The organism is Williamsia sp. CHRR-6, from assembly GCF_018474015.1.
Taxonomy (GTDB): Bacteria; Actinomycetota; Actinomycetes; order Mycobacteriales; family Mycobacteriaceae; genus Williamsia_A.
Window position 1 is genome coordinate 493,176 of sequence record NZ_JAHCSG010000003.1, and the last position, 13,409, is coordinate 506,584.

At 64.2% G+C, this 13,409-nt stretch carries 14 protein-coding genes; 6 read left to right on the forward strand and 8 right to left on the reverse strand.

What is annotated here, in order from left to right; all coding sequences use genetic code 11:
* Window positions 1-43 precede the first annotated feature (43 nt).
* From KIK15_RS11145 to KIK15_RS11160, 4 genes are all read right to left on the reverse strand, one after another.
* Window positions 44-2,497, reverse strand: a complete 2,454-nt coding sequence (locus KIK15_RS11145; protein WP_214244383.1) for an ATP-dependent DNA ligase — start codon at window positions 2,495-2,497, stop codon at window positions 44-46.
* On the reverse strand, window positions 2,490-2,972 hold the full coding sequence (locus tag KIK15_RS11150) for an SRPBCC family protein (RefSeq protein ID WP_214244385.1): 483 nt from the start codon (window positions 2,970-2,972) through the stop codon (window positions 2,490-2,492). The genes KIK15_RS11145 and KIK15_RS11150 overlap by 8 nt, the downstream gene beginning before the upstream one ends.
* A gap of 222 nt (window positions 2,973-3,194) precedes the next feature.
* Window positions 3,195-4,040, reverse strand: a complete 846-nt coding sequence (locus KIK15_RS11155) for an SDR family NAD(P)-dependent oxidoreductase (RefSeq protein WP_214244387.1) — start codon at window positions 4,038-4,040, stop codon at window positions 3,195-3,197.
* A 90-nt stretch (window positions 4,041-4,130) separates the two neighbouring features.
* The gene (locus KIK15_RS11160; protein ID WP_214244388.1) at window positions 4,131-5,159 is read right to left on the reverse strand and encodes an NADP-dependent oxidoreductase; all 1,029 of its coding nucleotides are present in this window, start codon (window positions 5,157-5,159) and stop codon (window positions 4,131-4,133) included.
* Between the two features lie 208 nt (window positions 5,160-5,367).
* Here KIK15_RS11160 and KIK15_RS11165 point away from each other — a divergent pair, with 208 nt between their 5' ends.
* The 6 genes from KIK15_RS11165 to KIK15_RS11190 all read left to right on the forward strand — a co-directional run bounded on the left by KIK15_RS11165 (window position 5,368) and on the right by KIK15_RS11190 (window position 9,308).
* On the forward strand, window positions 5,368-5,664 hold the full coding sequence (locus KIK15_RS11165; protein WP_214244389.1) for a hypothetical protein: 297 nt from the start codon (window positions 5,368-5,370) through the stop codon (window positions 5,662-5,664).
* Between the two features lies 1 nt (window position 5,665).
* Complete coding sequence (locus tag KIK15_RS11170; RefSeq protein WP_250324442.1) at window positions 5,666-6,592, forward strand: FAD:protein FMN transferase; 927 nt, start codon at window positions 5,666-5,668, stop codon at window positions 6,590-6,592.
* Window positions 6,589-7,152, forward strand: a complete 564-nt coding sequence (locus KIK15_RS11175; RefSeq protein ID WP_214244390.1) for a ferric reductase-like transmembrane domain-containing protein — start codon at window positions 6,589-6,591, stop codon at window positions 7,150-7,152. Before KIK15_RS11170 ends, KIK15_RS11175 begins: the two co-directional genes overlap by 4 nt.
* Window positions 7,149-8,408, forward strand: coding sequence for an NADH-ubiquinone oxidoreductase-F iron-sulfur binding region domain-containing protein (locus KIK15_RS11180; protein WP_214244392.1), 1,260 nt, complete (start codon window positions 7,149-7,151; stop codon window positions 8,406-8,408). The genes KIK15_RS11175 and KIK15_RS11180 overlap by 4 nt, the downstream gene beginning before the upstream one ends.
* Window positions 8,405-8,632, forward strand: a complete 228-nt coding sequence (locus KIK15_RS11185) for a ferredoxin (RefSeq protein WP_214244394.1) — start codon at window positions 8,405-8,407, stop codon at window positions 8,630-8,632. Before KIK15_RS11180 ends, KIK15_RS11185 begins: the two co-directional genes overlap by 4 nt.
* A 139-nt stretch (window positions 8,633-8,771) precedes the next feature.
* On the forward strand, window positions 8,772-9,308 hold the full coding sequence (locus KIK15_RS11190) for a hypothetical protein (protein WP_214244395.1): 537 nt from the start codon (window positions 8,772-8,774) through the stop codon (window positions 9,306-9,308).
* Here KIK15_RS11190 and KIK15_RS11195 read toward each other — a convergent pair.
* From KIK15_RS11195 to KIK15_RS11210, 4 genes are all read right to left on the reverse strand, one after another.
* Window positions 9,279-9,662 (reverse strand): hypothetical protein, encoded by a 384-nt coding sequence (locus tag KIK15_RS11195; protein ID WP_214244397.1) that lies wholly within the window; start codon window positions 9,660-9,662, stop codon window positions 9,279-9,281. The genes KIK15_RS11190 and KIK15_RS11195 overlap by 30 nt on opposite strands.
* Window positions 9,663-9,744: 82 nt before the next feature.
* Entirely contained in the window at window positions 9,745-10,341 is a 597-nt protein-coding gene (locus tag KIK15_RS11200; protein ID WP_214244399.1) for a hypothetical protein, read from the reverse strand.
* 402 nt (window positions 10,342-10,743) lie between these two features.
* A complete protein-coding gene (locus tag KIK15_RS11205; RefSeq protein ID WP_214244400.1) occupies window positions 10,744-11,952 on the reverse strand; it encodes a hypothetical protein in 1,209 nt (402 codons plus the stop codon).
* On the reverse strand, window positions 11,952-13,349 hold the full coding sequence (locus tag KIK15_RS11210) for a hypothetical protein (protein WP_214244402.1): 1,398 nt from the start codon (window positions 13,347-13,349) through the stop codon (window positions 11,952-11,954). The genes KIK15_RS11205 and KIK15_RS11210 overlap by 1 nt, the downstream gene beginning before the upstream one ends.
* Between the last annotated feature and the right edge of the window lie 60 nt (window positions 13,350-13,409).

Below are 13,409 nucleotides of genomic sequence, written 5' to 3' on the forward strand. Positions count from 1 at the left end.
CATGTTCCGCGCGCCGGTTTCGCCGGGCCCGGCGCCCCCACTGCTACAGATCGCCGGGCAGCTTGTCGCGGCGAATGCCTCGCCAGCTGGGATGGCGCAGGTGCCCACCCGAGGTCCAGTCCATGAACCGAACCTCTGCGACCAGTGTGGGCAACACCCACACCGCATCGGCCTCCACCGGCCGGTCCAGCTTCTCCAGGAACGGCGACGTCCGTCGACGCAGCGGTTCCAATTCCGCCTTGATGGCGGCCAGTTGCCGATCGGTGAACCCGGTACCCACCCGACCTACGTAACGCAGACCGGTCTCCTCGGGCAGCCCGAGGATCAACGATCCGATCGAGTTGGATCGGGTGCCTTTGCCGGGACGCCACCCGCCGATGACCACCTCGATGTCGCTCCAGTTCTTGTGTTTGAGCCACGCCGTAGAGCGCCGACCCTGCTGGTAGAGCGAGTCTCGCCGCTTGGCCACCACCCCCTCGTAGCCCTTCTCGCGGCTGTGCGCCATCGCATCAGAACCGTTGCCCGACAACAGGGCTGGCACCTCGATCACCGCATCACCGGGCTTCGACGCTCGACGGCGCGCGGCGAACACCGGCGCCAGTTCCTCCAACAGCAACCGCCGCTGCGACCACGGCAACCGCATCACCGACGTACCGTTGAGGTAGAGGATGTCGAACAGATAGAGCCCAAGAGTGAACGGTTCGTCGGTGGAACCACGTGCGGCCAGCACCGTGAAATTGGTGTGCCCGCCGGCGTCGATCGCCACCACCTCCCCGTCGAGAACCACATCCATCAACCCGAGATCATCAGCCAGCGAATGCAACTGGGGGAAATCGGCGGTCATGTCGAGCCCGGATCGACTGATCAACCGTAGGTCGCCGCCGATGTAGCGCACCAGGATCCGATATCCGTCCCACTTGCCTTCGAACGCCCACGCGTGTGCGCTCAGGTTGTCGATGGGCTCGTCGGTGGCCAGCATCGGCCGCGGATCGCCCACCCCGTCGGCCACGATGGGACGCACCTCGTCGGCCATCAGGTGGGCCAACCAATTCTTGCCGCCGGTGCGGATCAATGCGTAGCGGCCACTGATGCGGGTGCCGTGCAACCGCACGATCACCTCGTCCTCGCGCCACTTCTCGGTCTCGTAGGTGCCGCGGTCGAAGATGCTCACGTGTCCACCGCCGTACTCCCCGGCAGGGATCTCACCCTCGAAGTCGGCGTAATCAAGCGGATGGTCCTCGGTCTGCACCGCCAGCCGGTTCTGATCACTGTCGGAGGGCAGGTTCTTGGGTACCGCCCACGACACCAGGACACCATCACGTTCGAGGCGGAAGTCGTAGTGCAACCGACGCGCATGATGCTCCTGGATGACGAAGATCTGTGCGCGGGAGACGATCTGGGCAGTATCGCCGGTGTCGTCAAGTGCCTGCGATGGCTCGGTGATCTCGACCACCTCGGGACCGAACGGTTCGGGAGTGCGGTTACGGTCCCGCTTGCGGCGGTACTCACCGAGATCGACCACCCGGGTCGCCGGGCCGTTCGCCTCGCCGTGCTCTGGCTCGGGTGTCACCTCCTCGACCGCCGGCGGCACGGCGTCGGAGCGGCCGCCGACGTCGAGGTCCAGCTCAGCCAGCAAGTCGCCATCGCGCTCGGCCCGTGCCAGCACCTCGCCGAACTCCAGTTGGCTGATGTCACTGTCCCGCAGCTCATCCCAGGTGCGCGGTGCGGCCACCCACGGTCGCTCCCGACCCCGCAACGAGTACGGCGACAGCGTGGTCTTGGAACTGCTGTTCTGACTCCAGTCGATGAACACTCGTCCCGGTCGGGCCGCCTTGGCCATCGACGCGGTCACCCGGTCGGGTAGCTGCGTGGCCAGCGCGGTGGCGATCTGGCGTGCCACTGCTCGTGCGCCGTCACAGCTGACCAGCCGGGGCAACCGGGCGTAGACGTGAATTCCCTTACTACCGCTGGTGACCGGAAACGACGGCAACCCGGCGTCGATCAACATGTCGTGGGCCAGCAGAGCGATTTCAGCACACTGATGCAAGCTCACCCCAGGACCAGGATCGAGGTCGAGCACCACACGATTGGCCAACCGATCCGCCTTGTCGATCGGATGCTTCGATCCATCATCTGGGAAAAGCCATTGGGGCACATGCAGTTCCAACGCCGACTGCTGACCCAGCCACACCAGGTCGGCGCGCCCGGTGGCCACCGGGTACACCGCGTCACGCTCGCTGTGTTCCAGCACGCGCCGATCGATCCAGTCGGGTGCAGAGGTAGGCAGGTTCTTCTCGAAGAACGGCATGGCCGCAACACCATCGGGCCAACGCTTACGCGTGATGGGGCGGCCCCGCAGGTGCGGCAGCATCACGTCGCTGATGCGGTTGTAGTAGTCGATCACCTCGAACTTGCGCGTCCCGGTGAGCGGGTAGAGCACCTTGTCCAGGTGCGTCACCGAGATGGTGTGGCCATCGACATCGAGCGTGTCAGCCATCGGCCTCCACGATGTCTTTGATGCGCGCCAGGGTCGCGGGGATGCCCCGTAGGGCGGCGGAACGGCGCTCGGCAATTTGTTCGGTCGCCTGATCGCCGTAGAGTTCGGCGAAACGCGCCTCACCGGCCGGGGTCAGGTGCCAGCGTTCGGTCAGCTCGGTCCCGCCGTCGACGGCTCGCAGCCGATAACCCCACTCCACCCAGCCCTCGCCCACCGACCACGCGAACTCGTGCGGGCGATCGGCGACGGTGACCACCGAACGGGTCTCCCAGGTGCGCTGCGGGGTCACGTTGGTACCGATGAACCACGCGCCGACCTGCGGACCGTCGGGGCCGGGCACGTCGTCGTCGTCCCATCGGCAGCCGACACAGATCGGACTCCACTCACCGGTTCGGGTCACATCACTGACAACTCGATAGATCTCGTCGGGCGCGGCCGCGATGACGATGGACTCCTGATGACGCAGTTCGTTCACAGGTCAACCGTAGTCGCGGACCGACCGCGGCGGCAGCACACGAACCCACTCGACGACCGTCCACACACGTTCCGATGAATCCGACATATCGGACCCGGGGCGGGTCTGGCGTTGTCCCCAGCAGCTGTGTCTGGACTCAGATCCGGGAGACCTCATGAATGCTCATCGCATCTCACGCCCCGGTGGCGACACTCGCAGATGACCTAGGCGATGGAATCGAGGTCAGGACCCGCGGTTGCCGCGGTCTTCCACCTGCGCGATGAGGGCGCGAATCTTGCTCGATCGCTCGATCTTTCGGTCGATGATCGGGTTCATCACGCCCCGGATGTAGGAGGTCGGCTTCCACAGCGGCGGATAGACCGTTGCGCGCGAACGCTTCTCGATGCCACGGATGGCGGCTGCGGCCAGTTTCTCCGGCGTGGTGGGTTTCAACAATGGCCCAGGGATGGCGGCCGCGGCCAATTGTGTGGCCAGGGGGTCGGCACCGTAGACGATGTCGGTGATGGGGGTGGCCACCCACCCTGGAAGCAACGCACCCACCGTGACGCCGCTGCCGGCCAGCTCGGCTCGCATCGACCGTGCCAGCGACTCGACTCCGGCTTTGCTCACCGCATACGGCGCATTCGCCATGCCGTTGACGTAGGCGTAGGTCGATGCGGTGAGCAGCAGATGCCCCCGGGCCTCGGTCACCGCCGGCAGTGCGGCTTTGACGGTGTTCCACACGCCGAACAGGTTGACGCCCAGCACGCGTGCAAATTCTTCGTCGGGGGTGACGGCCACGGTCTTGGAGACCTTGCCCGCGACGCCGGCGTTGGCGATCGCCACATCGATGCGGCCGTAGGCCTCGAGCACGGTGTCCACCGCAGCCTGGATCGACGAGCGGTCGGAGACGTCGGCGGTGAGGAAGGTGGGACGCCCATCGGCATCGGGTGCGGCTGCGGTGGGGTCGGGGCTGATGTCCATCCGAATCACCTGGGCACCACGCTGCGTGGCCTGCGTCGCGATGGCCGCGCCGATCCCACTGGCACCGCCGGTGACGATGACGACCTTGCCGGTCAATGAGTACATCTGGCGCTCCCGTGTCGATGCCGTGCGGCGACCCCTCGACGTCGCAATCTGACAACGCAAGATATCAGATGCTGGGGTAGCCGACCGCGGTCACTCGGCGATACGCACCACCGTTTTGCCGAACGATGCACCCGTCAGCATCGCGCGGAACGCGTCGAGGGTGTTGTCGAGGCCGTCGGTGACATCCTCGCGGTAGCGCAACGAGCCATCGGCGATCCAGCGCGCTGCGTCGGCGAGGAACGCGTCGTGATGAGCCTCGACAAACTCCGACTGGATGAAGCCACGCACGGTCAGGCTGCGCGACAACACGATTCCCATCAGCTGACCGGTGCGGTCGGGCCCCTCGGGCAGCGACGTCGTGTTGTACTGCGACACCAGGCCACACACCGGGATCCGACCGAACGGGTTCATCCGGGGCAGCACGGCGTCGAAAACCCGGCCGCCCACGTTCTCGAAGTAGACGTCGATGCCGTCGCCGGTGGCTGCGGCGAGCTGATCGACGAAGTCATCGGCACGATGGTCGATGGCCACGTCGAACCCGAGTTCGTCACGCACATACGCCACCTTGTCTGGACCGCCGGCGATCCCGACCGCGCGGGCACCGTGGATCTTGGCGATCTGACCGACGGCCGAGCCGACCGGTCCGGCCGCGGCGGCCACCACCACCGTCTCACCGGGCTGGGGCTTGCCGATCTGCAACAGACCGGCATAGGCGGTGAAGCCAGGCATCCCGAGCACGCCGAGCGCGGTGGACACCGGCGCCAGCGCGGGGTCGACCTTGCGCAGGTGCGACGTCGATTCCACCGAATGGGTCTGCCAGCCGCCGTAGGACAGCACCACGTCGCCCGGCGCGTACGCCGGGTCGGTGGACTCCAGCACCCGCGACACCGTGGCGCCCACCATCACCTCACCGATCTCAACCGGCGCGGCATACGACTTGGCTGCACTCATCCGCCCCCGCATGTACGGGTCCAGCGACAGATCCAGCGTCTGCAGCAGCACCTGCCGCTCGCCCAACGCAGGCAGCTCCGCCTCCTCGAACCGGAAATCCGAATCGACCGGCTCGCCGTGCGGGCGGGCGGCGAGAACGATGCGGCGGGTGGTCTGTGGGGTGGTCACGGTGGCGCTCCAAGTCGTCGTCAACAGGTTTCATAGGTGTAAACGTGCTGCTCACGACAACAGCGTGTGGCCGATGGTTGTTCCGCAGCGCTCTGCCAGTGCGCTCTCAGCGACCCCACAGTCTGGCTGCGCATGCTGGTGGCTACCCGGAGATGACTTGCAGCAGCAAGTCACTCTTCTCGAGCAGAACCACCAAAGGAGCGCAACGGTGAACACACCAGCACGCGGAATCACCCGAGCACGCATCACGGCGAGCACCCTGGCCGTCGGAGCGCTGGCCGCCGTCGGCATCACCTCGGGGCTGGCCTACGCCGACACCCACAAAGACTCGACCCCGGCGAGCAGCACCACCGATCAGGGCGGGTCGACCAGCACCGGATCATCCGACGGCGATTCGTCGGGCAGCAGCTCAAGCGATACCAGTTCGGGCGACACCAGCTGGGGCACCGCGCCCACGGTCAGCCCAGGCAGCGGCGACAGCCACGCCCAGTCGAACGGATCGTGACATGACACACGCATGCGACACCTGGACGGTGTGGGGCCTGCAGGCCTCGCTGACCGTCACCGACCCCGCCGCGTTGCACGCCGCCCGGCGCATCGTCGACGACGTGATCGCCGAAGTGGACCGGGCCGCGAGCCGTTTCCGGCCCGACGCGGAGCTGTATTCGACCGCCATTCGACGTGGCCGTCCCACCCGCATCTCACCAATGCTGGCCCAGCTGGTGGACACCGCGCTGGCCGCGGCCCGAGCTTCTGGTGGGGCGGTGGACCCGACGGTCGGGCGGCGGCTGGTGGCGTTGGGTTACGACCGTGACCTGCGGCTGGTCCGCGAGGGCGACCACCTGGCGGCGCGACCGATGCGGGTGACAGTCACTGACGCCGATCACACGATGATCACTCGCCACGGCGACACTCTCACCGTGCCTGAGGGCGTCCTGCTCGATCTCGGGGCCACCGCGAAGGCTGCGGCTGCCGACATCGCCGCGGACCGGGTGGCTGCCGAACTCGGTGGCGGTGTGCTGGTCAACCTCGGTGGCGACCTCACCGTGCGCGGCGACACCCCCGAGGGCGGCTGGCAGATCCGCATCGACGACGGTCCGGATCAGCCCGCCACTCAGATCGGGCTGGTCGGTGACTGTGCGGTCGCCACCTCCAGCACGTTGCAACGGCGCTGGCGTTCACCGGACGGCCAAGTGGTGCATCACATCCTCGATCCGCGATCGGGTGCACCCGCACCCACCCGGTGGCGCACGGTCACCGTGGTGGCGCGTCGTTGCGTGGACGCCAACACCCTGACCACCGGCGCCATCGTGAAGGGCGACGCCGGTCTGGCGTGGGTGCAGGGCAGTGGGCTTGCGGCGCGGCTGGTGGGCAACGACGGCTCGGTGATCGGTGTGGGCGGCTGGCCCGACGAGCAGGAGCAGGCCGCATGATCAGCAACGAAGCCCTGTGGGCGTTGGGCCGCGGCACCGGCATCACCGCGCTGGTGATGCTGACGGTGTCGATGGTGCTCGGCGTGCTCACCCGATCGGGTCGTCCGATGCTGGGTCTGCCCCGATTCGGGGTGCTCTCGGTGCATCAGTTCGCCTCGCTGGCCGCCACTGCGCTCATCGCACTACATGTGACCACGCTGGTCATCGACCCGTACGCGCAGCTGGACCTGGTGGATGTCATCATCCCGTTCGGCGGCAGCTACGAGTGGTTGTGGGTGGGCTTGGGCACCCTGGCTCTCGATCTGATGATCGTGCTGGTGGTCACCGCTCTGCTACGACATCGTCTGGGCCACCGAACTTTTCGGGTCGTGCACTGGGCCGCCTACGCGTTGTGGCCAATTGCGCTGGCCCACGGGATGGGCAGTGGCACCGACGCAGGCACGGTATGGATGATCGCCATCGACATCGCGTGCATCGCCCTGGTGGTTTCCGCGATCGCCCTGCGCCTGCGGGCCGACTTCACCGAGTTCAGCGACAACCGAAAGGTGGCTCTGCGATGACCATCTCACCCACCCGCCCGTTCGCCGTTGACAGCGCAGCTACGGCGGCACCCTCGACCCATCCACGACTGCTGACCGGCGCCGGCGACGATCTTGATTCCCACCAGCGCATCTACGGCCCGCGCCGAGCTGCCGACCCTGGTGAGTTGCTTGATGCGATCGATGCCTCTGGTCTGTCGGGACGTGGCGGCGCGGCATTCCCTGCGGCCCGAAAGTTGGCTGCCACCATGAAGTCCGGTGCATCGGCACGTATCCGGCCGGTGGTGGTGGCCAATGGTGCCGAAGGGGAACCGTTGAGCCGCAAAGATGCGGTGCTGTTGGCCCAGTCACCGCATTTGGTGCTCGACGGCCTGGCCGCGGTGGCGTCAGCGGTGGGCGCAAACACCGGATACCTGTGTGTGCCAACAGCATCGGTAGATCGGATGCGTGCGCTGATCGCCCACCGCCAAAGCACCGGATGGGATGGGTTGCCGGTGCAGGTGGTGGGCACTGCGGGTCGGTTCGTCGACGGCGAGACCAGTGCCATCGTCGACCTCATCGAGGGCGGACCGGGACGGCCTCGGGATCGCCGGGTGCCCACGGCCCGATCGGGGGTGCAGGGTGCTGCGACGTTGGTGCACAACGTGGAGACGTTGGCGCACATCGCGGTGATCAACCGCAATGGCGCGCAGTGGTTCCGGGGGCGCGGCACCGCGCAGGAGCCGGGCACCATGCTGGCCACGGTCAGCGGGGTGGACGGTGTCGACGGGGTGTTGGAGGTGGACCTCGGGGTGCCGCTGGCGGTGCTGTTGCACGGGGCCGCCGGCGTGGACGCAAGCCGGGTGCGGGCGGTGTTGGTGGGCGGATTCCACGGCACCTGGGTGGACGGGCGACACGTTGCGCAGGCGCGGTTGTCGCGAGAGTCGCTGTCGTACTTGGGTGCCGCGCCTGGGGCGGGTGTGGTCCGCTATCTGCTGCGCGGCGAGTGCGGGCTACACGCGACCACCCAGATCGTCGACAATCTGGCCGATCAGAGCGCCCGCCAATGTGGACCATGCATGTTCGGCCTACCCAGCCTGGCGCGCAGCACCGCAGAGCTGTTGGCCCACGGCGGGCTGGACCGGGCTGCGCACGTGCGGCGCCTGGCCGACACCGTCGACGGACGGGGTGCCTGCGCGCACCCGGACGGTACCGCAGCCATGGTCCGCTCGGCGCTGGCCGTGTTCGCCGACGACATCGACGCCCACGGCCGCGGCTACTGCAGGAGAAACCGATGACCCGCAACCGATCCCACGCCCCACGTCTGCACATCGATTGGACCCGCTGCGATGGCCGCGGATCATGCACCGAACTGCTGCCCCACACCCTCGACCGCGACGAATGGGGCTACCCGATGGCCCGCACCGGCGAACGCGAACCAACGGTCGCCGAGTCCGATCGACGCCACGTGAACCGTGCGGTGAAAGCCTGCCCACTACTGGCGTTACGCGTGGTCGACTGACCGTGCCAGGCGAGGAAGTTGGCGTCTGCGTGGGACAGGTCTGACGTCAGCGTTCGTCGGCACGCGCGGATGCAAGGGAGAACGCCCAGCGGCCGAAATGAGTAGGCGCTGAACGAAACTTTCTGCGATCGTCACGGACATGCGTTTCAATGATTTCGAGAGTGGGCTCGATCGCTTCCACAGACTGGCTGAGCACTCTTGGAAGCCGTGGGACGGGACGTGGGACAACGTTGGTGGAGCGGCCCCGCCAGATCAGTGGGTCGCAGCGGTTGCTGCTGTCTCCAGGGATATAGAGAGCGTTCTTATCCCTGGGATAAAAGTAGATCCCCGAGAGATGGTGTGGCTGCTGTCGATATCACGGCGTCTTGGATTGATCATGGTGGAGTTACGTCCCGACCGAAACTTGGATGGTCATTCATTCATCATGACCGACGAGGCTGGCGAGCTTGATCGCACGACAGTTTCTGCCACATGCTGGCTCGCATACCTGATCCAGGATGGACTTGCTGGTCGTCATCACGTTCTTTGGCCCGAGGTGCAGGGACGGGTTCTTCGTCCCACCCTGCGCGAAGGACGCGCAGCCTGGATGCTCTCGCACAGCAACGGCGCCATCGAAATCGGCAGCTTGACCCAGACACCGCAATGGTCACGTAACAGTGGTGAGCCGAGGAAGTGACACGAAGTAGGAGGTGTCGATGTTGAATATGAGGTAATAGAGAATCCCGCAGCAGACGATGGCTGTCGCCACATAAATCGCTGCCGACATGCGTAAAGCCCGTGAAAAGAGTAGCACCAGGCCGGGAAGAGCGATCACCAACGCAGCACCAAGCCAGACGAGGAAATAGCCCATCGGAGGAGAGAACAAGTCGCTTGACGGCCCAATCGCTGGCATCTGCGGATGTGCCATACGGAGGATTTCAGTCCCTATGGGAATATAGGTCGCGCTGGTCAGCACACCGAGAACCAAGCCCCTGATCGCAACAAATTCGTTTCCAACGTCTTTGTCGCGCCACCGGAAACTCGACATCATTTCCTCGGGCTCGAGCCAGTAGCGTGCCGACGTGTGGCCACTACGTCACCACCTCCGACTGAGAAATTGTTCAACGGTGCCTTCATCGGTACATCGGCTGGGTGTCCCACGGCGAGGCGTTCATGATGTCGAGATCAGCGCGCTCCACAAGGCGCGCGATCACCGGCACGTCAGCCCCGATACCCGCCCAATGTGAGTCGGTGTCGCAGGCGATGAACCAAGCATGGTCAGCGGGCCAGACCATCGCGGGCGGGTTGAGAAAGATCGTGGGCCCAGTCGCGGGCGCATCGGCCCAGGATTGCGCATCCGCGACACTGCCGGAGTACAGCTGATACTGCCGGTTCGGGACGCGAAAGGTTCGCGTTCCGGAGATGCACTGCGTTACACCATGATATCCCGACCACACCGCAAAATAGCACCGCTCAGGAGTGCTTGTTGCGTCGGCCAACACTGCGCACAGCTCGGCCATCAGGCGTCCTTCTTGCTCCCCGCGGTGTCTATAGTCGGACGGGGCTGCATCACGGATCATTTGCCCGTGGAATTCTGGGTCGGGGAGAAACCGCAGCCGCGCATAGGCGCCAAACCCTCCCGGGCCGAACGTCACCAGGCGTGTCCATGGCGAGTCACTTTCAAAGATCCAGTCCGCGGGCGAAGAGCTCTCAGCAATCGTGACAGCCATATCGATATGAACTCCTTCCAGGCAGGAATATCGCCGCGAGGCATAGCTGTGGACCTAGATACCCTGACATAAAAATTCCTGGTAAGTGGTTATAGCCGCGGCCAATCGGCTCACAGTACTCTGAAGAGCCCCTTCTCATCCTGCTCTGTCGGAGCCTACAAAGCCACTGTTCGCGCGGACCCCACGACCGCTCAGACTGCTGCCGGCAGAGCTGCATGCACTCGGCGAGCTGGGCGCGGCCCACCGACGACACAGGACACCGAAGCGTGTGCGCCCAGTCTCATCGGTTTCCTGTATGGCGGTTTAGCACCCGTTTCACCCAAGTACCGCCGTGCGGCTCATCGGGTGGTTCACCGAGCGCACCGTCACCACTCAGCCCGCGACCGAGACGACGCCGCCACATCAACGCGGAATCGCTGCGACGCTGAGTACTTCGGCACTATAGAAGCTGGTCAGGGTCTTGGGCAGCCAGGCAAGCGGTACAGTCCGCAGGGTGCGCCCATCGACCAGCGAGTACTCGATGTAGCGGGGCGTCGAGTCTTTGGTGACCACGGCGACGATGCCGTTGCCCACGTTCGCTATCCGGGCCTGGCGTGCGTCCGGTATCGACCACTCGAATCGGACGGTGCCCTCCGACCCGTCTGCCGCGACCGAAAGCATCTCTCCAGCAGTATTGATCCAGTACAGCCGGTCATTGTGCAAAGTGAGCGTATCGCGCATCGCGGCACCAACTCGACCAGGCACTGTGACTGGCTTTTCAGTCGACATCCCGGTGCGGAGATCGTTGGACACGAGCGTGAGTACGGCAGACGCTTCGGATGCGCTGGTCGCGGGCGGATAGGAGAACAGATTCACCATCATTCCACCTCGTTTCCAGCACACGCCTCTCCGGGAAACTGGGGAAACCTCGATCGACTGCTCCCACGTCCGGAGCAGCGTCGGCCGGGTTCCTCGGGTCGTTGTGAAGAAGCCGTTCGTCGCGCGGGTCGGGACACGGCGTGGCGAATTTATGTCCTCGGCAACCACGTAGGCGCGGTCTCCGCATTGGGACACCGACCGAACATAACCTTCGAATCGACCATGCGTCAGTTGCGACGGCCCGGCCGAGTTGTCGGCGACGACATAATCGTTGCGATACCCGGTTGCCGGACCATCAGGTTTAGCCGTGTTGAACCACAGAGTCGATGTACCGGTTGTCTCGTCGATTGCACCAGCCTGACCCATATTCTCGTTGATCGATACCTTTTGCATCCCACCCGTGGTGAACTCGTACACCGCATCGCCGGTCGTGGCCACCACTCGATCCTTCGACGCGTATACCATCGGCGAATACATCAGCGCACCCGTCTTGCTTCCCACTACCTTCCCGGCCGCATCAAACGCAATAATGTACGTCGACGCCGGCCTCGGGGTCGGTTCTGCCTCGATCCCCACCGCCAACACCGCAACCGCAGACGCAGGCAGCGAAGTCAACTCGTCACCCGGAGCATCCGCAGTCACCTGACATGCCGAGGCCACAACCAACACCGACACCGACAACGTAAGAACCAGCCGCAAACGCTTCGCCTTGTTGGGCGTAGATGCGAGAGAATTGGTTGAAGAATTAGCCATCAGTACGCCGTCGCATCCGGTGCATCACGAATGTCACGAGGATAAACACCCCATCCACCGTCTCCATCGATATCTACCTTGCCGCCTGTCGCATTCATGTACGCCGCCCATACGAGCTGCGAGCAGTTGTAAGTGTTGCCCAGCGCCCTCTTCTCCCAGTCGCGACGATTAAACGCGAAGTTCTTGTTGTATCCCGAGCCCTCCTTCAACAGCGCATACTCTGCCGCAAGAGCCCGGGTCTCATTGCTCGCGTGAACATACATCAATCTTGGGTTATGGACACGCGCTTCCGATGCCAGCTTTCGCTGGACTCCTCGAGTCGGGTCTAGGGCCTTAACAGTTTCTTTGGTTGAAACGAAAATGCCCATGTGTCCGTGCTCGAACTGAAAGTTTCCGACTACCTGCGCTGCATCAGAATAGAAGAGATCACCAACCCCACGCGCCTCTGGAATTGCAACAAGCTCCGACGGGTCATGCACCAGCGTGCTAGTTGATGCATTTTTCTCTGCCAGCGCCTGTTCGACTACAGTAGCGATTGCCGTCGCGGCCGAGCTTGCAGCAGCGGCGGCGTCACGGAGTACTTCTTCGGGCGTAGTACCCTCATTAAACTTAGAAAGTTGCACGGTCTTTGGGCCAGCTGCCTTAATGCTACCATTTTGGAAAGACTGATCGACAGTCACACCACCGTCAGACGACGAAAAGTTGCCGATTGGATATCCATAGCGACTACGCTCATATCTCACATCACCCCACACCTTATAAACTCTATCGACGATGGGGAACGCGCCGCTTGTTGCTGACCAGTAGATAGCACCGTTCTGGAAATTGTTGAACCGACCCTTCCCATCCGGGGTCACCGTCTCATCCGTGACCGGAAAGCCCAACGCATTCGTCTGCGCGCCGATCGCCCGATACTTGTCCCGGATCGCACCCTGCACATTATGCGTCCCCGTCGGAATACTGTAAAACAACGTCGTCCCCTGGAACTCCTGACGACGACCATCCAACCCACCCAGCGGAATCTCATCCGTCGTCGGATACTTCATGAAGCCACCCTCGAACCCGTACTGGCCCCACTTCGTCAAAAAATCATGCGCCATCGGATGCGCATCCGTCACAGCAGTCCAATAAATGTTGCCACCCAAAAACTCTGACCGCTTCCCCACCCGATCTGGGTTCGTCAACTCACTGGTCTTCGGGAACAACAAGAATCCATTCGGGCCACCCGTCTGGTTGTACTTGTCCCGAATCCGGCCACACACCTCAAACGGCGCCGGCCAATACACCTGACACCCCGCCGTCACCGCAGCCGTCGCCAACGACGTGGAGACGACAGCCAGATTCGCCTCCAACACCTCCGCCCGATCAGCATCAGCCTTCGTAAACGGCTTCGGCACGCTCTCACAATCCGACCGCATCTTCCCCCGCACCACACTCCGATGCGGATTACGCGTCGG

Bases quoted from the DNA above. Each gene is read 5' to 3' on its own strand.
- KIK15_RS11145 (WP_214244383.1), bottom strand. From the start codon at position 2,497: ATGGCTGACACGCTCGATGTCGATGGCCACACCATCTCGGTGACGCAC.
- KIK15_RS11155 (WP_214244387.1), bottom strand. From the start codon at position 4,040: ATGTACTCATTGACCGGCAAGGTCGTCATCGTCACCGGCGGTGCCAGT.
- KIK15_RS11170 (WP_250324442.1), top strand. From the start codon at position 5,666: ATGACACACGCATGCGACACCTGGACGGTGTGGGGCCTGCAGGCCTCG.
- KIK15_RS11175 (WP_214244390.1), top strand. From the start codon at position 6,589: ATGATCAGCAACGAAGCCCTGTGGGCGTTGGGCCGCGGCACCGGCATC.
- KIK15_RS11180 (WP_214244392.1), top strand. From the start codon at position 7,149: ATGACCATCTCACCCACCCGCCCGTTCGCCGTTGACAGCGCAGCTACG.
- KIK15_RS11185 (WP_214244394.1), top strand. From the start codon at position 8,405: ATGACCCGCAACCGATCCCACGCCCCACGTCTGCACATCGATTGGACC.
- KIK15_RS11190 (WP_214244395.1), top strand. From the start codon at position 8,772: ATGCGTTTCAATGATTTCGAGAGTGGGCTCGATCGCTTCCACAGACTG.
- KIK15_RS11195 (WP_214244397.1), bottom strand. From the start codon at position 9,662: ATGATGTCGAGTTTCCGGTGGCGCGACAAAGACGTTGGAAACGAATTT.
- KIK15_RS11200 (WP_214244399.1), bottom strand. From the start codon at position 10,341: ATGGCTGTCACGATTGCTGAGAGCTCTTCGCCCGCGGACTGGATCTTT.
- KIK15_RS11205 (WP_214244400.1), bottom strand. From the start codon at position 11,952: ATGGCTAATTCTTCAACCAATTCTCTCGCATCTACGCCCAACAAGGCG.